The sequence below is a fragment of the Rhizobium sp. AG855 genome (assembly GCF_003610655.1).
GTDB classification, from domain to species: domain Bacteria; phylum Pseudomonadota; class Alphaproteobacteria; order Rhizobiales; family Rhizobiaceae; genus Allorhizobium; species Allorhizobium wuzhouense.
Genome location: NZ_RAQG01000003.1, coordinates 1 through 19,977 on the forward strand (window position 1 = coordinate 1; position 19,977 = coordinate 19,977).

17 protein-coding genes, 1 tRNA gene and 1 pseudogene are annotated in these 19,977 nt (G+C 56.9%); 11 read left to right on the forward strand and 8 right to left on the reverse strand.

Annotated features, from left to right (window positions below; all coding sequences use genetic code 11):
* Window positions 1-18 precede the first annotated feature (18 nt).
* Both DFO46_RS00025 and DFO46_RS24065 read left to right on the forward strand, forming a co-directional pair.
* Window positions 19-95: transfer RNA gene (locus DFO46_RS00025), tRNA-Met, on the forward strand.
* Window positions 96-297: 202 nt separating this feature from the next.
* Entirely contained in the window at window positions 298-627 is a 330-nt protein-coding gene (locus tag DFO46_RS24065) for a hypothetical protein (RefSeq protein ID WP_245422479.1), read from the forward strand.
* 222 nt (window positions 628-849) lie between these two features.
* On the opposite strand, the pseudogene DFO46_RS24070 reads toward DFO46_RS24065, so the two are convergent.
* The 8 genes and pseudogenes from DFO46_RS24070 to DFO46_RS00065 form a co-directional block, all read right to left on the reverse strand.
* Window positions 850-1,920, reverse strand: a pseudogene (locus DFO46_RS24070) (recombinase family protein); the annotation flags it as partial.
* 185 nt (window positions 1,921-2,105) lie between these two features.
* Window positions 2,106-2,441, reverse strand: coding sequence for a hypothetical protein (locus tag DFO46_RS23715; RefSeq protein WP_147412721.1), 336 nt, complete (start codon window positions 2,439-2,441; stop codon window positions 2,106-2,108).
* 182 nt (window positions 2,442-2,623) lie between these two features.
* Window positions 2,624-3,331 (reverse strand): hypothetical protein, encoded by a 708-nt coding sequence (locus DFO46_RS00040; RefSeq protein ID WP_147412722.1) that lies wholly within the window; start codon window positions 3,329-3,331, stop codon window positions 2,624-2,626.
* Between the two features lie 535 nt (window positions 3,332-3,866).
* On the reverse strand, window positions 3,867-4,637 hold the full coding sequence (locus DFO46_RS00045; protein WP_183041810.1) for an ATP-dependent Zn protease: 771 nt from the start codon (window positions 4,635-4,637) through the stop codon (window positions 3,867-3,869).
* On the reverse strand, window positions 4,624-6,534 hold the full coding sequence (locus DFO46_RS00050) for an ATP-binding protein (protein ID WP_120275879.1): 1,911 nt from the start codon (window positions 6,532-6,534) through the stop codon (window positions 4,624-4,626). Before DFO46_RS00050 ends, DFO46_RS00045 begins: the two co-directional genes overlap by 14 nt.
* Window positions 6,524-7,024, reverse strand: a complete 501-nt coding sequence (locus DFO46_RS00055) for a hypothetical protein (RefSeq protein WP_120275880.1) — start codon at window positions 7,022-7,024, stop codon at window positions 6,524-6,526. The genes DFO46_RS00050 and DFO46_RS00055 overlap by 11 nt, the downstream gene beginning before the upstream one ends.
* Before the next feature lie 67 nt (window positions 7,025-7,091).
* Window positions 7,092-7,979, reverse strand: coding sequence for a hypothetical protein (locus tag DFO46_RS00060; RefSeq protein WP_120275881.1), 888 nt, complete (start codon window positions 7,977-7,979; stop codon window positions 7,092-7,094).
* 423 nt (window positions 7,980-8,402) lie between these two features.
* Window positions 8,403-8,930: a hypothetical protein gene (locus DFO46_RS00065; protein ID WP_147412723.1), complete on the reverse strand. Its 528-nt coding sequence runs from the start codon at window positions 8,928-8,930 to the stop codon at window positions 8,403-8,405.
* Between the two features lie 353 nt (window positions 8,931-9,283).
* Here DFO46_RS00065 and DFO46_RS00070 point away from each other — a divergent pair, with 353 nt between their 5' ends.
* The 9 genes from DFO46_RS00070 (at window position 9,284) to DFO46_RS00120 (ending at window position 19,944) form a co-directional block, all read left to right on the forward strand.
* On the forward strand, window positions 9,284-9,520 hold the full coding sequence (locus DFO46_RS00070) for a hypothetical protein (protein ID WP_120275883.1): 237 nt from the start codon (window positions 9,284-9,286) through the stop codon (window positions 9,518-9,520).
* A 749-nt stretch (window positions 9,521-10,269) separates the two neighbouring features.
* Complete coding sequence (locus tag DFO46_RS00080) at window positions 10,270-11,400, forward strand: RHE_PE00001 family protein (protein ID WP_183041811.1); 1,131 nt, start codon at window positions 10,270-10,272, stop codon at window positions 11,398-11,400.
* A gap of 29 nt (window positions 11,401-11,429) precedes the next feature.
* Window positions 11,430-12,050: a hypothetical protein gene (locus DFO46_RS00085; RefSeq protein WP_120275886.1), complete on the forward strand. Its 621-nt coding sequence runs from the start codon at window positions 11,430-11,432 to the stop codon at window positions 12,048-12,050.
* 329 nt (window positions 12,051-12,379) lie between these two features.
* Window positions 12,380-13,078 carry a hypothetical protein gene (locus DFO46_RS00090; protein ID WP_120275887.1) on the forward strand — a complete coding sequence of 233 codons (699 nt, stop codon included), beginning with the start codon at window positions 12,380-12,382 and terminating at the stop codon, window positions 13,076-13,078.
* Entirely contained in the window at window positions 13,075-13,641 is a 567-nt protein-coding gene (locus tag DFO46_RS00095; RefSeq protein WP_120275888.1) for a hypothetical protein, read from the forward strand. The genes DFO46_RS00090 and DFO46_RS00095 overlap by 4 nt, the downstream gene beginning before the upstream one ends.
* A gap of 4 nt (window positions 13,642-13,645) precedes the next feature.
* The gene (locus DFO46_RS00100) at window positions 13,646-17,029 is read left to right on the forward strand and encodes a UvrD-helicase domain-containing protein (protein WP_120275889.1); all 3,384 of its coding nucleotides are present in this window, start codon (window positions 13,646-13,648) and stop codon (window positions 17,027-17,029) included.
* Window positions 17,030-17,131: 102 nt separating this feature from the next.
* On the forward strand, window positions 17,132-17,617 hold the full coding sequence (locus DFO46_RS00105) for a hypothetical protein (RefSeq protein ID WP_120275890.1): 486 nt from the start codon (window positions 17,132-17,134) through the stop codon (window positions 17,615-17,617).
* A gap of 441 nt (window positions 17,618-18,058) precedes the next feature.
* Complete coding sequence (locus tag DFO46_RS00115; protein ID WP_120275892.1) at window positions 18,059-18,550, forward strand: hypothetical protein; 492 nt, start codon at window positions 18,059-18,061, stop codon at window positions 18,548-18,550.
* A complete protein-coding gene (locus DFO46_RS00120; RefSeq protein WP_120275893.1) occupies window positions 18,547-19,944 on the forward strand; it encodes a thiamine biosynthesis protein ThiF in 1,398 nt (465 codons plus the stop codon). The genes DFO46_RS00115 and DFO46_RS00120 overlap by 4 nt, the downstream gene beginning before the upstream one ends.
* The last annotated feature ends 33 nt before the right edge of the window (window positions 19,945-19,977 follow it).

Here is a 19,977-nt window from a genome sequence, read left to right on the forward strand (position 1 = left end):
AATGCAAATACCTGGTAACGCGGGGTGGAGCAGCCCGGTAGCTCGTCAGGCTCATAACCTGAAGGCCGCAGGTTCAAATCCTGCCCCCGCAACCACCGAAACTTGAATCTGCTGCCATTCAAGTCGCTTCCTTGAAAGCTCCTCAGCGTAAGCCGCGAGGAGCTTTTGCTTTTTGTCCTCCGTGTCGAGTTCACCGGACAGCTGACGTGCCAGCACATCCTGATCCACCATTGCCTTGAATTTTGCTTCCATCAGCTGTGCCGTCTCCATAGCTGCCAGGATCGACGCAATACGACCATGCACCTCGAGCGCCGGCGGTTGACGGCCCGGCGTGTTGGCAATGACCACTTTCTGAACGAGCTGGCGGATGATGCCGATCAGTGGCTGCTTGGTCTGGGCATCAGCATGATCGCGCATCATGTAGAGGATGGCGTGGATCACCGTGCGAACTGTGTCCTCGTTGATCTCCGCGCGCAGAGCTGCGAGGCGCTCTGCATCGCTGACGGGCTGATCCGCGGATGGAGCGCTTGCCAGCTGCCGCTCCAGCTCTTCTCGTTCTTCGTCGAGCCTGTCGAGCTGGTCGTCGAAGGCCGCGATAGGCCGTCGGCCTTCGGCGGCACGTTGTGACATCTGGGCGATGATGCCCTCTTGCTCGCGTTTATTGCGCTGGAGAGCGGCTTCGATATCCTTGGCCTGATGGGCAGCAGTCTTCTGCTCCGCGAGTTCGCTTTGCAGAACTTTCTCCACTGTCCGCCTGAAGACATCCATGTGCACCAAGGCTGCAGGGATGGATGTCAGGATACGGTCCTCGAGTTCCTTGCGAAGTACCGTCTTGTGATTACTGCAACAGGCTCCGCCAAGAACATCCAGGGGGATCTTCTTTTTATGGTTGGTGCAGCCATACCGACCTTTTGCCATGACGGCATAAGGTCCGCCGCACTCGGCGCATTCAAGCAGACCGCTGAGGAGATAGCTTGGACGGTGAGACCTGTTCAATTGATTAGACGCCGTCCGCGCGAACTCGTTGCGCACGCATGCCTGCTGGCGTTTGACCGATGACCAGAGCTTGTCGGGGATAATGCGCAGTTCCGGGCGTTCGTCCACGACCCAATCGTCGCTATCGTTATGGCGGGCGATCCTGCGTTCCGTGTCCGGATTCTTGCGATACTCGCGCCTATTCCAAACGACTCGACCGACATAAAGTTCGTTGTTGAGAATGCCTGTGCCGCGGTCGACGTGGCCACGGATTGCAGTGTCGCGCCACCTGATACCACGCGGGCCAGGGATGCCTTTCTTATTGAGCCCGACCGCGATGGCACTCGGAGATACACCGTCGGCATATAACCTGAAAATCTCCTGGACGATCTCGGCTTGTACAGGATCGACTTCGCGGAGGCCCGGGATGCGCTCTCCATGCGCATCGTATTCGAGTTTGATCCGGTAGCCATATGCAAGACAAGTTGTGGCCTTGCCTCGGCGGACCGCGGTCTTCATTCCCTCCCTCGTCCGGAAGCGGATCTGCTCGACGAGTTCCTGGCTGAGCGTGACGCGAAGGCTCATCTCGATATCTGTGACCGACGACCCGCCGTGCACCGTCCATAGTTCCGTGGAGTTGTAGCGGAGGCGCTTGAGGAAGCCATTGCCGTGCTCGGCGTCGCGTGAAATACGGTCGACGGTTACACACAGAACGACGTCCACTTTGCCATTCTTGATACGTTCCAACACGCGCTGGATGCCCGGGCGCGTCATATAGTTGGAGCCGCTGACCGCTCTGTCGGAATAGGTGTCGGCCAGCTGCCAGCCACGGTCTGTGATGAAGTTTTGACACAGTTCGACCTGGGTCTCGATGGACACATCTGTCTGTCGATCCGTCGAGTAGCGCGCATAGATTATGGCGGTTTTGGCGTTTTTTGCGGTCATTGCGGCCCCCAGTGATCCTCGCCAGTTAGTGAATGGTACCTATTGCCACAAGGGGCCCGCTTCCCACGGTTATGGTGCAAACGGCGTTTTATGGAGTAATGGGGGGAGAGAAGATTTAGATTGCAGACGCCGTTTGCGATGCGCCAGCTGCCTGCCGCATTGCTTTTTGGCGGCATATGATCCCGTCATTCGTGCGTGTCAGTACCGGTTAAATGCACCTTTCGCCGGAAATCCCATTTGCCGTCAACGTATCTGTCAATCAGGTCGCCGAGTGCCTCGTCGGACTTATTCCGGTCGAAGCCCTGCTCGACCAGAGCCTCCAAAATATCGGTCTCGACCTTGTTCATCCGCGCGGGATTGCCTTCCCGCTCGGCGAGTTTGGCAGTCCCGAGGATGAGCCAGCGAAGCGCGACGCGGGCGATGTCGTCGCGCCCCGGTCGCCGGAGCCGTCGCTGCTCATCCCGGTAGGCCTGCTGGCGCTCGCGTTGGTCTCGCAGGCGCTGAGTGCGTGATCTCGCCATCTTAGCTACCTCCCGCAAACGGCGTTTGTCCGGGAATCGGTGGTGTCGAACATGGAATCGGAGATAGCGCTGGCAGCAACCGTGGTCGACAGGCGGTAGCTCGCGAACGGAAATCGCGGACCCGGCGATCCCACTCGGCGGCCTGACGTTTTGAAGGGATTGTAGATTGTGCGTCGTGCATCTCAGTCACCTAGCCCTTGCATGTAGACGACATTGTCGACCTTACCGCGAATAAGATCGCTGCTGATTGAACAGGCTTCGAGCTCTGAGAATCGTGACGGATCATAGTCCTTGAAAACGGATGGCCGAAAACGGTCGGGTCTAAAGGGCAACCACAGAAAGCCTTGGATACGGACAGGTTCCGCGTCGTCGAGAATGTTCGCCCGGATCATTGCTGAGGTCCAATCCTGGGTCAGTCTGTCCGTCTCCTCGACACATCTGATTGACGTGACCAAGCGTGGGACATGTCCGCAGTCCTCTTCGAAAATCTGCTCTTGATATGGTCGCTCGAAGAGGAGTTGCCCCCGATCAAGGAGCAGGATGCGATGGATGTCGATGAAGCTCGGCAGCTCTGGACTCAGTTGCACCAAACTACCGTCCAGCCTGACGCACTCGCCGCCGTATCGTGTCGTCAGTTTGGTATAGGCTCGATGCAGTTCCGACGCGTAGATATCGCAAATGCGCTCTAACCGTCTCTGATCGCCGATGACGGAATCGGTAGCCCCTTGGATCATTCCCTGACTTAGTTCAATCGCGATTGCTTTGCCGTGAAAGACCGGTTGGCTGACGTAGAGGCTACCGAGTTCGACAGACGGGTTAAACTCGGCGAAGGACGTGTAGATTGCAGGCGTCAGGATGTTGGCCGCTGATTGTCCGACCTCTGTCTTCACGGACGGGGTCTGTGCGCGATTATTGAGGATTTGACGCTTGGCGAGTGGGCGAGAGGGGGGCGCATCCACCTTAGTTTGTGTGGTTGTCGGATTATCTATGGTCATAAATTTTGGTTACTGCGTTGCACCTGAATCTAGGCTCAGGCGGATTTTTGTCGGCGTCAATGACCGAGTGGATCTGATGGCGGTATCTCTGGCACAGCGTTTGCCATAAGCGCCGGACCTCAAGCCCGCGATCGCCAGCCAAAAGAGGATGCGGTCCACGAATGCATAGGGGCATCTAGCCCCCACAATCGTGAAGACGCCGTTCGAATCTGAATCGGCTGAGCCGCAGTCTGAATCGATGGTATCAAACCCTGAATCGGTAATGTGCAATGTATGCTAAGGCAGTTTACCGGCCTTACGATCTGTCCTGGTGGTATACCGATTTGCCAGCATATCGAGATGCACTGATCCGCATCGTTGAGGATGTGAAACGCCGCAAGATGCCGCCCGGACGAGTTTTGACATGCGCCCGGGTGGCCGCTAACGGCGTTTATCCTGATCTGCCCGGATCCAGCGCGAGGATCTCTCGTACCTCGGCACCATCGAGATAGCGCCGGTGGTCCAGCTCCCGGGCCAGGCGGAGCAGTGCGTCTTGATGACGACCGAGGATAGCCGTCGCCATGGCGAGCGCAAGTTCGAGCCTTTTGTTGACACGTGCTGCCAGATCGCGGTCGTACCGCAGATCATGCTGCGGGCGGTCACTCGGGATGTAGAGGAGAGGCAGATCCTGAGAGCATCCGAGCACGGTCTCAAGCCGAACCGCGTTCGTCGTTGCAATCTCAAGATCACTACCTTCGGTGCCACCATGCCCGATCAAGCTCTCACCAAAGATCAAAGTCTCGGCTGCGCGGCCTGCGAGATAGCAGGCGATCACCTGCATCACGCCATTCTCGGTCTGGGGCATCACCTCAGGCCATCGTACCGATGTGGCACCGCCATCGCCACGTCCAGTGGATACCGACTGGACCTCCGCGATGCCCAATGCGGCGAATACAAGTGCGTGACCCGCTTCGTGTACTGAGATTTGCCATCTCACATCCGGTGGCACTGACCCAATCTGCCGGTCCAGCACCTCCAAGATATCGTGATAACGGAGTTTGCGTTTTGCGCGACGGGCGATGCCGCGTGCGTCGCGGATCAGACGAGCGATATCAGCGCCGGTCATGCCTTGTGCGGCAAGAGCAAGATGTTTCAGGGCCGCCTGCCGATCTTTGCGCGGAGAGGAGCGTTTGTTGTTCGCTGGTCGGTCAACGTGTAGCATGGGCTGCTCCTTCGGAATTCTTACTCCGTCCGGAAACAGACTGGTTTGCGCTTGCGAGCACGCTCCTAAAATCTCCCCCAAGGTGATGGCGGATGATGCCTTCCAGGGCATCGATGTCGGGAAGCGGGATCTCGATATGTCGCTCCAGTCGGCCGGACCGTCGGATTGCCGGATCAATGACCCCGGGCCGATTGGTTGCGCCGACGACAATGAGGCCTTCGGATTTTGCTGTCCCGTCGAGAAGTTCGAGGAGCCGATTAACTACGGAGATCCAGTAGTCGTCATATGTCCGTCCGGCTCCACCGTCGCGTCGCCCGATCCCGTCGACCTCGTCAATGAAAAGGATCGCCGGTCCATGCTCTTTGGCCACCTCAAAAACGGCCGTCATACGTTTGAGCACGTCCCCCAGGTATCCCGGCTCCAGCCATTGCCCAACAGACGTCGCGAGCAGCGGGATCTGCAAGGAATTACATAGCGCGCGTGCAAAAGTTGTTTTGCCGGTCCCAGGCGGGCCACTCAGCAGTAGCTTGGTGCTCATGTCTGCCCAGTAGACCTCCTTACTCCCCCAAAGTACTAGATCAGTCTTGAGGTCGAGTGCCCATTGGCGAGCATCGCCATAGCCCGTAAGTTGCTCGACACGGAGATGCTGTGCAGCTCGTTTCCCGTTTGTTATTGCTGGGAGTTGTGCTGGTTGGATTATGTCCATCGACAGCGTTTTGTCGACACGGCGGCTGCGTTCTGAACCGCTCGAGGTACGGCCTCGCTCCCCGTTAGCAACAGTCTGCTTAGTGGACCCGGCTCCTTCGTCGTCGCGTTGGACGTCAGCATCCTCTTGCGCAAAGCTTTCCAGTCGGCTGAGGACGTTGCTAATCGTGCGTCCGGGCTTGATCGCCAGTGCGAAATCACCGAGACCGAGACGCCCCAGCTCGATCGTGTATTCCCGGGACGTCTCTTCAACCTCGGCGCGTGAGTGCCCTGTCGTGATCTCGATTGCTTGGCCGAGCAGCTGCCAATCGATTTTTGGCGCATCAAGGATCAGGTCCGCGCTTGATGTCATGCGATCAGGCCAGGGCTCTTCATCCTCAGCAGCTACGAGGACTGGTCTCCCGGTGGAGAGTGCCTTGGCCAACAGTTGGCGTCGGGTCTCAGTACTCTGATTTGTAATCTCTCCGGCCCGGAACGTAATCAGCGTGTTCTGATCGTGTGGTTCCTGACCAGAATGTATTCGTCTACTGAGTGAGTATCCGCCTCCGCCGTCCCGCAGGCGCATGGCACGTCCGATGATGCCGTGCTCGATCATCAACCCAACAGTTTGTTCAAATCCTCGGATGGGTAACCGCAGAAGCACCACGGGAGCAGGTCTGGAAAGGACCTCAAGGACCTGGGCGGCTGTCAGATGTGACCGCCTAATTGCCTCAACAATGCTGAGGACAATGACCGTCTCTGTGATGGGTGGCGGATGAGCGACTGCTTGCAGGAGCTTGGCGAGCTTCACTAGGTATTGGCTATGATCTCCACTACCCTCGCGAAGCTGCGGCCGTTCTACTGCTTCGGCCGGCGTCGCCTCGGTCTCAGCGCCTGTCCCAGACGCGTCGATGTCACCGACGGTATCTTCAATGACCAGGTCGATATCATGTCTGCGGACTGTCACCGGTGGCAAGACAGGCAGCAATGCATCCCTTGAAATAGACCGCAATAGAGTGCGTCGGTCTGCGGTGGTAGCTCCGGTCAATGTCACAGCCCTTGCCCCAGGCGTATATATGGTCACCGGATGCATCCCGATGGTCCGCTGGTGCGCGCGCAAGATATCGGCCGCGACTGCCGCCCGATATGCGATCCGCAGCGATCGGCGGTTGAGGCGGCCAAGCAAGTAGCGCTCTAGACGATCAACGGTCATGGCGGATCTCCTCTTCCAGCAGCGATTGCAGCTGTGACAGACGACGACGGTCAAGTTCCGCGAGGCGGCTGCTGTGCAGCCTCCAGAATCGGTGATGGCGATAGATGGGGCGCTCGGTTTTTGACCCAAATTGCAGCTGTTTGCGCCATGTATCTGGTTGTCGCGCCGCCTCCATCACTGCCGCGTCGGTGTCCTGCTCGCGATCGACCCAAGCAAAAAGCAGCCGTGCAGTGGGATCGCCTTGGGCGACTTGATCGCAGAGGGCGTCGCGCAATGCGCCCGGTAGTGTGCTGAGCGCGCGCCCGCGCCGCCTCGCTATCCTGAGCACGAGTGCCGTGACGAGCGCGGCGGTGTCGCTAGGTATCGCTGTGTCTTTCTGGGAAACGGTCGAAAGCTGCATGGCATCGGTTGTACTGGTGACGCCAATTCTCATTGCCCCGTATCTGTGGCGCAACCTGTAAATCTGAAAATCAATGATGTGCTGGTTCAAGGCAAAAGCCCTCCGTGGCCGGATCGCGTCCGGCAAATTTGATAGGATGAAAAGTGATGTGCGCCGCTTAGTGCGGTCGCAGTCCGGGCCCAAGGAGGCCGACCTGGATTGACGGTCGAGCCTTGGGGGGACGGCCGCGTCGGCGCGGCGCGATCTCTTTTGTTTGTGGCTGGGAAAGATGCGCCTCAGCGGCAACTGTTTCTGCAGCAGCTCGTTGGCCTTTTACAGCAGCTGCGATTGCCGTTTGCCACTCCTTGCGAATCCCGTCGCGAAAGGCCTCCATGCTCTCGATAGCCAGCCGCGCAGCACCCTCGATTTGCAAAAGCTCATCCAGACGAGACAGCGGCCACACCCCATCGGAAACATCAGTCGATGTCTTGGATCCGTCGATTATGGCTGTGCCGACGGTTTCGACAGCCAGTCTTTGATGGTCGCGCCACAGCAGGTCTGGCAGTATAAGTCCAGATGCCGTCATCCGTTGTTGAAGCTCAAGGAGCTTGCTACCGCCCAAATACCCGGAAAGGCTTCGTTTTACATCTATGATAAGCGCGTAACGACCGCGGGGGTCGGCGATGACGAGATCAGGGTGATAAGTCGCTCCAGTCTGCGGAGGGGCCTCTAAGCTGATGCCCTGATACAAAGTTCTGCGGTTGCGCTTGATAACCTCAATCGCGGCCGGGAGTACTGCGAGGCGAAGATCGGTCAGTGCCAACCTTGCCGGATGCGTCGAGGCAAGGGCGATGATGACAGCCTCCAAGAGATGTCCTTCCTGGACAGCGATTGCTCGCCCGAACGATGCCAAAGCTCCAGCATCACCTTCGACCGCAGAACGCGCTATCTCGGGTGTAACTGTTGCAGCAATGGCCTGCTTGATCAGCTTAGCGACTGCTTCGGGCGCTATCTTCAGGACATGCGAAGGCGTGTCGGCCGATGGGCCGAAATTAATGTTTTCCATAATGTATGTCCTGTCTGATCAGCGGTGACAGAAAACGACAAGGCCGCCTTCAGGCGGAGAGGCGGTCATGCCAAGGCTTAATCGATCAGCAGGAGATTTTGGACGAGGCTTGCCCGTCAACACAATTTGGATATTACACATGTTAGCCCAAGGCCTTTCACGAGAAGGTTGAGGGTTAGGCTCTCACCGGTGTTACCAGCACTGGTGAGAGCTGCTTTTGCGGGGCGTCTGCGTCACGCCGGGTACCTATAGATCAGGAGGAGTAACGATGGCAATCGCTAGCCGATCTGCTTTTGAAAACATGGTTAACTGAAGGTTCAGCTGCCTGACTTTATCCAGTTCAGGCTTCTTTTTGAGATGATCGGACCGATGAAGGTCCGATCGGTTCAGCCCTTAGTTGCTATTCAGCTGTCAGCAAAGCGGTCATAGCAGCGAGAGCTGTTGTCCCTCCGATGGAAGCGCTTGATGGGTGCTAAACGTATTCATCGCATCCAGCAGAAAACGAATGCACCGCTCGTCCGTAAGGTCATCCGATGTCGTGCCGCCTACTGTCCTCGGCGTCTCGGAGTAGACCCGTGGCGGGCAGTCCGCACTGGGTAGCAAGATGACAGTCAGCAGCCCGCTGTTGTGCAGCAGGCTCCACTGCTGTCCCTTGAGGCGTCCTGATCCAAGATGGTGCTCAGCCCCTGAATCAAGATCGGTAATGTCGAAATCCTGGATCTGCTCCAGGAGGTCGAGGCATTCCAAGCTCAGATCATAGTCGGCGAAGTCGTTGCACTTCGGCAGGCCGACTTGCTCGTTGTACACCCACAACCATGAGAGCACATAGGCACCGTTGCGAGTTCGCTCTACGGGAGCGCCGTCATGCACATGCAGGTAGTCGCTCCACCCGACAGCAAACTTCTGGAACAGCGTTGCGTCCCGGTGCGGGGCCGCTTGAAGCTTCTTCAAGACCGAGGCCGGTACAGTGTCATGTGATAAGTGAGCTACTTCCGTTTCGTCTAAATCAATCCACATCGTGGTAGTCCGCGTTAATCCTGCTCTTAGGCTCAATGCAAAATCCGTCGGCGGCAATAGCTTCGACCGGCCTGCGATCGCAAAAAACTCAAGACTTCAGCGATTGCTTCCGGCGGTGAGTGTCCGGACATGGCCTTGCTCGTGCAAATTGAGAACAACCGGATCCATCGATATCTCCTCGTCATACTATCGCTCGCTGTCGGCTATTGACGCCGATCAAAATCTCCACGGACAATTGAAAGAAGGTCAATCAAACAGCGGCATCGCGCCGTAAAGGAATGAAAAGCATGCAAGAAACAAATTCGAAATCGGGGCTAGCCTCAGATGCAATCAAGTTCGTATCGCAGGTCGCAAATCTTTTGACGACAGAGGAGTACGCACAGGTACTGATCGACGAAGAAGAGGTAGATGAAATCGATGCCATCAATCTCGCGTATCGCAACTATGATGGCATGGAGACTGTAGAGCACCTAATCCGTGTTGCGCGGCATATTTGGGACAAGCATGATTCAACGAATTCCTGAAAGGCAGGATCCTGGATCGTTAATCTGACATCGTTGGCAAGTGAGCGGCAGCGCTAACCATCAATGGAGCTGCGGGTGTAAGTGCCGAGCGGAGGCTGTTTCCTCAGCTCGGTTGCCTCTTCCAATTCTGTCCCCCAATAGGTGCATCACCTATTGGGGGCGGAAACATCTTGTATTCTGGGGCTACGGATCCACAACGGATCTGAGACGCATGCCGAGCACGGATTGGCTTGCAGTGGGCATGTGCCCGTTATCAAGACAACTGCTACGAGACACTCCCTTCTGGCGCTCAGACAGGCTTCAACTCATCGAACGTCCATTCCTTCCCTTCCGCGCAAACGTACAGCAATTTCCCGTCGCGCTCAGCCGTCTCTTGGCTATTCCAATGGATATCGGTGCCACCATCGTATTCTGGCTCGCCCGTATCCGGATCAATCCACGAGATCCGGGCCGTTGCGAGCAGGATCTCGGCGGTCCCGATGATGTGGCTACCATTCGGCGAGACGAAGCCTATATCGTATGTGCTGTCAGAGTAATATTATTCTTCCATTTTCGTATGCTCTATATGTCGCAATTCGACGATGAATATATTATACCTCAGTATTTTTGTCGGCGGAAATAAAAAAAGTGAATTTTTATATGTGGCGGCTGATAAGAGGTACTTGTCGGAGGTTAGACACCAAACCCGCAAGCATGCGAAGTGAAGAACTCTAACTTTCATATAGAGTTCGTTTAATAAATCGTTTACCATGATTTCAATGGCTTACGATCTCACGAAAATCAGCATGACAGCCCTGATGCGGCCGGCTTTCGACGCTGGCATCGCGTTGACGCGTCTCGACGAGCGCATCGCCCGTTCACCGGTCGGGCACGGCTGGATCGAGCGGTCCCACTTCGCCGACGCCTGCGCCTCGCTGTGGATCGACGGCGAACTCGTGCATCTCGAAGACCTCGTCCTCCATGACGCCACTCGCGATATCCGCACACCCACCCATGAGCTGACAATCGCCCGCGACGTGCTGCGCACCCGTCGGCGCCTCGCCGGCCAATCCCCGGACTGGGCGCTCTCTGCCGACGGCATCCGCTCGCTGCGGAAAACGTCAGAGATCGGGTCGGGCGGCGCCAACGAGGCTACGACGACCGGAGTTATTCGGCCGGCGATCGCGATCGACGCGGAAGGGGAGGGGGATGACGCCGACGACACCCAAGATCTCCCCGGCGTCGACTATGCGGCTATCGATGCGCTGCTCGCGCGATCTGACGCTGCAATCGAACGAGTCAAAAAGCCTGGCCGCGCTCCGGCCGATCCGCTGATCTATGATCTCGACTGGGACGAGGATGCCCGGCTTGATGAATGGCGTAGCGTCTTGCGCCAGGCCGAAAATCTGCCGGCGGTGCTGCAGGCCATCGTCGCCCTCGATGCCTGGAACGAGCTTGCCGTCCTGCAGCATGCACCCTGGCTCGGCCGGCTATTTGCCGCCTCGATCCTGCGTCAGGCCGGTGTCACCACCGGCGCGCACCTGGCCGCCATCAATCTTGGCCTCAAGACCATTCCGGTCGACCGGCGCCGGCATCGCGATCGCGAAACCCGGTTGCTCGCCATTGCTCACGGATTCTTGGCGGCCGCCGAGATCGGCTTGAAAGAGCATGACCGGCTGACTCTGGCGAAAACGATGATGGACCGAAAACTGGAGGGACGGCGGACGTCGTCGAAACTGCCGGAGCTGGTTGAGCTGGTGATGGCAAAGCCATTGGTGTCGGCCGGCATGGTCGCAAAGACGCTTGAGGTGACGCCGCAGGCGGCGCGGCGGATCGTGCAGGAACTCGGATTGAGGGAGATGACGGGGAGGGGGAGGTTTCGGGCCTGGGGTGTTGTATGAAGACGACTCAGTTTGAGCAGTGAGGCGCTATGACTGACAAAAACATTGCCAACGTATCGGCAGCATCGGCGCGGCTTTTCCGTGCATACTATGGCCACTGCACGGCTCCTGATCTTGATACCCTGTTTCAACTTCTTGGATCGATACACAGCCTTAATGATAGGGTTACGAAAGGGCTGCACTTTAATTTTCTCAACGTACCCGAGGTTCTTGCGCTGAAATGGTTAAGGAATTTTTTCCACCACCACGACGAACTGAAGCATACCGTTCGATTGATTCCGATCACTAACCTGCCAATCGTATCGGATCTGGTTTACATGTGTTTGACCCCAGGCGAATTGGTGGAAGAGGCTATTAAGCAAACTGCGCCGCGCCATGAGGTACAGACACGGGCAGCCTGCCAACAAACTTTTCATTGGTACGGGACGGCCGTGAACATCAATCCGTGTCTGTTCAACTTCGTCGTCCGCGCGTACGAGCGTTTGGCCGCGGCCGGAATACAGATCACGGGTGGCGAGGCCGAAGAATTTAGACGAAGTTACGAATTCGAGAGCGAGATGGGGCATTCCCATTACGTAGACGGTCGCCTTTCCACCCCCGTTGGCAACGTCAATGATCTTCTTTCCGAAATTATGGACTGTTCAGGGTAGGCATTCAGACGTTGCTGCAATCGAGATAGCGTCGCCGATGGCGCTCAGAAGGATCGAAGCATTCAGGCCGCGAACTGATGGACAACGGAAGCTCTCCGGTGGCTATAATTCAGTTTAGACCTTTATCTTTGGTCTGCTTCTTTGCTCCTCTGCGTAGTAGAGTCCTAGCGCGAATCAACTGTTGAATAGACTACTGCTTGAATTCGCATTTACCCCTGTCTTCGTGCCTTGCTCCCATTCATTTATTTTTGGGCAAATAGCCAGAGGTTTTTTTGCGATCCCCCCGATGAAGGTGGAGCAGGTCCGCAGTCCGTGGCTAAGGTGTGAGTATGCAGCAGGTTCTTTATCATCCGCCACATGTGACGGCGGCTCTCGATCAACTTGACGGCTTGTCCGATGCAGAGCTTCGCAAGTTTATAGCGGCAGGTTGCACGCCTGATGGCTTGAAAATGTCAGGTGAGGTTCTCGTCCGTTTAATCCGCCGCGCACGGATAGACGGAGAACGATTGACCGAGCATGCTGCCTGGAAGCGCCTCTTGGCTGATCTCAAGGTCTGGGCGCGGAAGGCCTACTCGACGCTGGCCGAGGAGGATCGTGAGCAGATCGTGGGCGCCTTGCTTGAGAAGATTGCAAGCGATGTGCAAAAGTCAAGGACGATAGACTTCTGGGAGATTACCTTTGCCAGAAAACGTGACCGTGCAGCGGCTGACCAATACCAAGAGTATTACGCTGATCGCTACCGGAATGGCCACGTCGAATACGACACTGATGTTCACGGACGAAGCGATGACGGGTCAGAGGTGCGGGACCTGATGGAAACTACCCTGATCGAGGGTTTCGCTTCATCCGTGCTTTCGCAGGAAGAGATGCGATATTTTCAACCGCTGATGCTTTCGGACATTCCGCTATGCAGCCCGGAGGCAAGCATCGATCTTGTCCGTGCACTCGGAAAGCCGGAAGGGACACTGCGTGAAATCAAAACGAAAATTAAGGCAAAGCTCAAGAGAGCGCTGGAGCGAACGACATGAGTAACGACCTCAGACAGAGGGCGATTGCAGCTGCAGATGAAGTCTTCGAAAACGGATCTCGCACGGACGATATTCGCGCTGCGCTCGCTCAAATTGGAGATGGAAGGAAAACATTCTTTGATCGGCTTGCCGTCCGAGCCATGCTGGAGGCAAGCGTCGACACCGACGCAAGCGACGGCGAGCAACCGGACGTGAGCGACGCTGACGTGGAGGGTCTTCTCGCGAAGACCGGTTCTTCTACATCCGCTCCAAGCTTACGCGATCCAAAGACCTGGATGGGTGCAAAATCCTTCTTTGGCAATGATACGCCGTTCATAATGAAACTCTTCGCGGCAAAGGTGTCCACACCCACACCTCGATTCCTACGTGACGCCGCCGACGCGATGGGAGTGGCACTCAGCAGCCTTAAAGTCCACTTTACTGCCGGTGGGACTCCAATGGCCGCCGGTATCGAAAGAAAAGCTTCCGGCAAACAGACTGGACCCGAGGTGGAGTCCTTCTCGGACGCAGTGTCGGCTTCGAATTTACCTGACGCGCTGAAAAAGCGCTGGCTATCGGAGTAGCCCTGTGGACGCGTTCGCGCTGGCGAAGTCTAAAGCGCGAACACTTCGCGCAACCATTAGCAAGGGGCTGGTCTCCAGCTTCGACGTGGTCCGGCAGGCGCTTGGAAACAACGGCTACGAAATCAACGCGGTTGACAAGAACGGGGTCCTGCTTCGCGGCGACGATGCCCAGCTCAATCGAGACTTCTCGCAAGTCCTGGTGAGAGATGACGTCTCGGATGAGCAAAAGGCCCTACTGGCGGCTCATGAGCTTGGTCATCTTATCTTGCACAGGCCGCATGATAAATGCGATCTTGGAGACGGGGACCAAGGTGATAAGTCACGGGTGGTTTCTCGAGTGGAAACATATGGTCCACGTGAGAGGCGAGAGCTTCAAGCGAACGTCTTCGCGCGGGAGTTTCTCCTGCCTCGCGACATCGCAAGGCAGCTGTTCCTAGTGGAAAATCTCACGGCCTCGGAGATATCGAAGCGCATCGGAATGCCGCTTCCCCAGGTCCGGCGACAACTTCTCGATGCCATTCTCATCCCTGATATTTCCGTGGGGCATGACGATAGTGGCGCCGGCGTAATCAAGCTCGACTCAAGCCAACAAAAAGCTGTCGACTTCAACGGGCGTGCTTTGCTCGTCGAGGCCGGGCCAGGGTCCGGCAAAACGCGCACCCTCGTCGCGCGCATCGAGCGTCGGCTTAATGACGGTGTCCACCCATCGCGGATTCTTGCCTTGACCTTCTCTAATAAGGCTGCGGGTGAATTGTCGGACCGGATTTCTGCGCGAAGACCGGATGACGCGGTTGAGGTCTGGACGGGGACTTTCCACGCCTTCGGCCTGGAAGTGATGCGACTTCACTATGAAAAGCTCGGACTAGGCGCAAACATCCGCCTTTTATCGCCTTCTCAGGCTGTTGAGATGCTCGAGGAAAGACTTCCTCTCTTGGGCTTGCGGCACTTTCACGACCTTCGAAATCCAGGCAGCAAGTTGAAAGAGATCCTCAAGCCTATCGGGCGAGCGAAGGATGAGCTCGTCAGCCCTACCGGGTTCCGAAAACTTGCCGAAGATGCGCTTGTTTCCGCACAACGCAGCCTTTCCGGTGCTGTTGGGAAGGCTCGAACCAGTGCAGAAAAGGCTGTCTTGACCGCGGAAAAGACGCTGGAGGCGGCGACCGTTTATGAAGTATATGAAGCGCTCCTACGGGAGAACAAGTGCATAGATTTTGCCGATCTGGTTATGCGCGCCACACTGCTCATTGAAAGCGACGAGGATGTCAGGCGATCATTTTTGGAACGGTATGACGAGATTCTGGTCGATGAGTACCAGGACGTTAATAGAGCGTGCGCGCGCCTGCTGAAGGCTCTTCACGGGCCAAACGTGACGTTGTGGGTCGTAGGGGACTCGCGACAATCCATCTACCGATTCCGAGGTGCCTCGGCCGTCAATATGGCTCGCTTCACATCCGAATTCGAAGATGCTGAGAGCACGCCTCTGGAATGGAACTACAGATCGAGCGAGCATATCACACAGCTTTCGCAAAGACTTGCGGACGCGATGGATAGGCGCCAAGCGCACGGGGGTATGCCGTACACACCAAGGTCAGCCTATCGGGCGGCTGCCAAGAGGGGCAATGTCGGTTCCAAGACAAGAGTCCTGGTCGGCTTGAATGATGAGATCGAGGCCGACCTCATCGCGGCCGAAATCAATGCATTGCGGAAAGAAGGGGTCCCATTTTCCCAGCAAACTATTCTGGCGCGAGCCAATGGCCGGCTCGATGAGCTCGCTGAGCAGCTGGCGACAAGGGGAATTCCTACTCTTCATCTCGGCAGTTTCTTCGAGCGAGAGGAAGTACGAGATCTGCTGTCGCTTCTGGCGATGATCGCGGAACCGAACGGCGCAGCGCTTGTGCGACTGGCAACCATAGAGGAGTTCAGAGCGCTGGGCTCCGATGCCTCGACTGTAATATCCCACGCCCGAGAAAAAGACATTGCGCTTGCCGAAGTGTTGGTCGGTGCGACCACTCTTGCAGGAGTAAGTAAAGTTGGGGCCGCGAATATGGCGCGTCTTGGGCGCTCGATTGCCGGCATGAGTTTGAACATGGCCGCTTTCGACCTCGTCACGGAATGGTTGTTCGAACGCTGCGACTATCTGCGCAGGGTGGCGGAGACGCCCGGCATCGAAGGCGATTTGTCCCGCGCAGCTATCTACCAACTGCTGGAATTCCTGGACCAAACGGATCTGGATGGAAAGCCATTGAATGCAAGAGAAATCCTGAAACGCGTGCGCACGGTCATCTTGATGTCGGATGATAGGGACTTGCGTGATCCCGGGCTCGGCGTCGGTGCGGACGCGGTGAGGCTTATGACAGTGCATGCTGCGAAGGGGCTCGAATTCAAGGCGACGCACATCGTCGGTCTACATGAGAACGGATTTCCGTTGCAGTTTCGCAGTCCCATCTGTCAGGTACCGCCCGGCATCGAAGACGGGCGCGATCCTCGCGCGGCTCACGCAGAAGAAGAAGACTGCGCAATGTTTGTCGCGGTAAGTAGGGCAGAAGATCATCTGCGTCTTTATCATACTGAGAAAGCGGTTGTACAAGCCAGAAGCCCGTCGCGCTTCCTATCGGATCTAGCCTTAAACTCAGAAAAAGGCCTGACTCTCAGCCAGGACGCCATTGCTCCCGTGAACGACGGAAGCCGTCCAATCGCGATCGACACGCTGACGCTTTTCGATATTTCGGACTTCGAAAGCTGTCCGCTGAAGATCGCCTATCGTCACCGGCTGTCGATCCGAAGTCGGCGCCATGAGGGACCCTACCTGCAAGCCTCCGGTGTGCTTTACGAGGTTTTGGATAAGGTCGGCACGCTTGCGGACATGCCGGATGCTGACCGCGACACTCTCGTTGAACAGATTTGGTCAGATCGTGGTCCCACCAAGCACAGCCTTGGGTCCGAGTATCGCAAGTTGGTTGACAATAGTCTGTCTAATCTCGATCGGATGCTGCACGGCTTCCGGCGTGCGGCAGACAGCATGGTCGAGATCCCTATCAGTGGGGGACATGTCGTGCTGCCAGCGCCCCTCGTTTCCGCTGACGGGTCGGTTGCTCGATATGTCGATTTACGCACCGTGGACCCGAAGAAAATGCGGGCCGGGATGCTACACGCTGCAGCAAGGATGGCGGTCGGTGAGGATGTAGCGGTCGAAGTTGCGCAGCTGTCGAGCGGAGACATTGTGAAGATTCGCAGAACGCCGCAAGAGGCGCTTGCGGATAGAGATCAAGCGTCAAACATACTTAAGGCCGTGCGATCTGGCGCACTCAAGCCCCGCCGCGAGATGCGTACTTGCATGCGATGCGCGCACTTCTTCTCTTGCCCGGCCGAGGGTGCAGAGAGAGACTGATAGAAAAATTTAGATTGGCGATGAAGGCGCCAGAGGTTTTTTCGACAGTCGGCCGATGAACTCCTTGAACGGGCCAATCAAGGCCAGAAAGGAGTTCAAAAAATGAGCAAGATCATCGAAATTTTCGTCCGTCAGGAAGGTCAGCGCGATCCGATCCTTCGCGAGACTCACGACGGTGCCACGATCGCGGCGCTCAAGGCGCAGCTTGGGAATGAGGACACATCTTTCTTCCTTTTTGAGGAAGATGCTGATGAGCCGCTTCTCGATGACTACCTTATCCGCCACAATGAAGATGGTTTAAAAGTCATTCACCGTCACCGTTGCAAGTCGGTTGACGTCAGCGTTCGTTATGCAGGGAGGCAGGTCTCCCGTGAGTTCGGTCCGGGCTCCACTCTTGACCGCATCAAGCGCTGGGCCGAGCGCAAGCTCAAGATCGATGACGTCGATGCCGCGGAAATGTCCTTGCAGATCAGCGGTTCGGTCGATCGCCCCGACGGTTCCACTCACGTCGGTTCGCTCGTCAGTTGCCCTGGCTGCAAGATCGATTTTGACCTCGTTCCGACCGATCGCGTCAACGGGGGCCAGTAATGACTCCGGACCGCGTGGCACTCGAGCGCGACTTAAGCGCGGCTCCCTTCAAAGAGGGGGTCGCTCGGGGGCGGTGGCGTCTCGTCGACGTTGACTGGCCTTATTTGTTGGTCGCAATCATGGCGAGGGATGCACGAGAGTTTGTCCTTCGACTCGACTGTTGCGGCTTTCCGGCGCAACCCCCGACGGGCGGCTTCTGGGATATCAGTGATAAGCGTTATCTGCTCGAGAACGAGTGGCCAAAAGGCGATGACGTCTTTCAAAGCGTAATACGTTGGGACTGGCGCCAGGGCGCGGCACTCTATTTCCCGCTCGATCGCGTCTCCCGAACGGGCCACCCCGACTGGATCAGCACTCATCCGCACCTCATATGGGATCCAGCGATGGGGTTGGTTCAACATATCTCGGAGGTTCATCGTCTCCTCAACTCAAGAGGCTATCGTGGCTAACTCAGACCCAGAACTCATCATCACCTTCTGGCTCTGGTGGGGCCTTTTCAGCCAGCTTCGCCGGCGTGGCCGTGGTTGCGGGGAATCCGGTGCCTTTATCCTGGGGCGTCGGGACGGCGCCAAGCTGCGTGCATCGCGGATCCTCTATTACGACGATATCGACCCCAATGCTCTGAAGACCGGCATTGTTCGCCTTTCGGGATCCGCGATGTCGGCGGTTTGGGAAGTCTGTGAAAGCGAGCAACTCGAGGTTCTTGCAGATGTCCATACTCATTCTGGCAGTTCTGAGCAGAGCAGGTCTGACCAGCAGTATCCGATGATCGCGACCAGCGGGCATATTGCAATGATCATCCCGCGGTTTGCGCGAAGTATGTTCGACCTGTCGGGCGTCGGTCACTTTCGCTACCGCGGCGCCAAGAAGTGGGATGCGATGTCTCCGCCGTCGGTTGGATTTTTCACGCTAAAATTTGGAGGTCACTCGTGAACTACAACGATCCCGTCGAACTGAAGGAATCCCTCAATCGAACCGCGAAACTTGATGTTGACGGCGGTTCAGTTGCAGATTTTGAACAAGCCGTCAGGCGGTTGCAGACGCATCGTGTTCAGGTGCGGGTAGGTTTCGAAGTCGCCAGGAGCGCTTCGCATCAGGCTGCCTTGCTGACCGTTGTAAACATTGCGCATCGTTTTGCCCTCGGAGGCGTTTTCGTCGACGGCGATCTCGGTGCTGCAAGTCTCATCGGCCCAGATATGGGCCTACCGTTAGGAGAGGCCGTGCGGAAGCTTGGAGGTACTGACGGCAAGTTCGAGCCCGGGTTACCCACGATCGTCATCGGAACGGTGTCCGAACAGTCAGAGCCCGCGATCATCGTGACCTTCGAAGGCTGGAGGGGCGGGATCGTCCGCCGCAGCTCTGCGCGGTTGAGCGAAATGACGAGCGTGATGCCAGCAGCGGTTCTTGCTGGAGCTATGGCAACCGCCGAGGCCTTTTCTATGTTGCGAGGCAATGTTGAGGCAGGCAAGCGTGCCGTTGGCCTATCTCTTTGGCGCCCCGATGCTTCAGGTGATTGGCTAGGATCGGACAGCGATGGCCCCGAGCTCGTGGCGCTTCCCGATCATCTATGGGTGCTCGGGCTTGGCCATCTTGGCCAAGCGTTTCTCTGGACTTTGATGCTCTGTGAATTCCCCGAGCCGCAGAAGGTTCGCCTCACGCTTCAGGATATGGATCGCGTTAGCAATTCAACGCAAAGCACCTCGATCCTGTCGTGGCCGGGCAGGGTCGGAGAGCGAAAAACACGCGACGTGGGCTCTATTCTCGAAGCCCGGGGGTTTCGGACGACGCTCATAGAGCGCCCTTTCGATGGTAATTTCAAGCATGATGGCACAATGGACCCAGCCGTATTAGTCTGCGGCGTAGACAATGCTCTGGCGAGATCTCGACTCGAGACCCCAGGCTTCCCGTTCATTGTTGAAGCCGGGATTGGGCACACGTCGATGGACTTTAGCGCACTTCGCGTTCACACCTTTCCGTCATCCGGCAAGAGACCCGCTGAACTTTGGGGCGAGCGGAAAACTCAGAGCACCATTGATCTGGATAGACCCGCCTATAGACGTTTGTCGGAAGGAAAGCGCAACGTCTGCGGACTGGAACAGCTCGCGGAAACGGCCGTGGGCGTGCCGTTCGTCGGGACGATCGGCGGCTGCATTATGCTCGCCGAAGTCCTACGTCTGCTTAGCGGAGATCGACCTGACATGCTTGTAGACCTTGATCTACGATCCATGAAAAGTCGGCGTGCCTTTGCAAATTCGTTCGATTTTAGCGTGGTGCCCAGTTTCCAGGCTCTGCCCGAGTTTCGATCGATAGATAGGAGTGCTTCTTGAAGGTCGAACGAGGAGCCGCATGAAATCGAAAGA

Bases quoted from the DNA above. Each gene is read 5' to 3' on its own strand.
- DFO46_RS00095 (WP_120275888.1), top strand. From the start codon at position 13,075: ATGAGTAACGACCTCAGACAGAGGGCGATTGCAGCTGCAGATGAAGTC.
- DFO46_RS00045 (WP_183041810.1), bottom strand. From the start codon at position 4,637: ATGCTACACGTTGACCGACCAGCGAACAACAAACGCTCCTCTCCGCGC.
- DFO46_RS24065 (WP_245422479.1), top strand. From the start codon at position 298: ATGCACCTCGAGCGCCGGCGGTTGACGGCCCGGCGTGTTGGCAATGAC.
- DFO46_RS00090 (WP_120275887.1), top strand. From the start codon at position 12,380: ATGCAGCAGGTTCTTTATCATCCGCCACATGTGACGGCGGCTCTCGAT.
- DFO46_RS00085 (WP_120275886.1), top strand. From the start codon at position 11,430: ATGACTGACAAAAACATTGCCAACGTATCGGCAGCATCGGCGCGGCTT.
- DFO46_RS23715 (WP_147412721.1), bottom strand. From the start codon at position 2,441: ATGGCGAGATCACGCACTCAGCGCCTGCGAGACCAACGCGAGCGCCAG.
- DFO46_RS00060 (WP_120275881.1), bottom strand. From the start codon at position 7,979: ATGGAAAACATTAATTTCGGCCCATCGGCCGACACGCCTTCGCATGTC.
- DFO46_RS00050 (WP_120275879.1), bottom strand. From the start codon at position 6,534: ATGACCGTTGATCGTCTAGAGCGCTACTTGCTTGGCCGCCTCAACCGC.
- DFO46_RS00080 (WP_183041811.1), top strand. From the start codon at position 10,270: ATGATTTCAATGGCTTACGATCTCACGAAAATCAGCATGACAGCCCTG.
- DFO46_RS00105 (WP_120275890.1), top strand. From the start codon at position 17,132: ATGAGCAAGATCATCGAAATTTTCGTCCGTCAGGAAGGTCAGCGCGAT.
- DFO46_RS00070 (WP_120275883.1), top strand. From the start codon at position 9,284: ATGCAAGAAACAAATTCGAAATCGGGGCTAGCCTCAGATGCAATCAAG.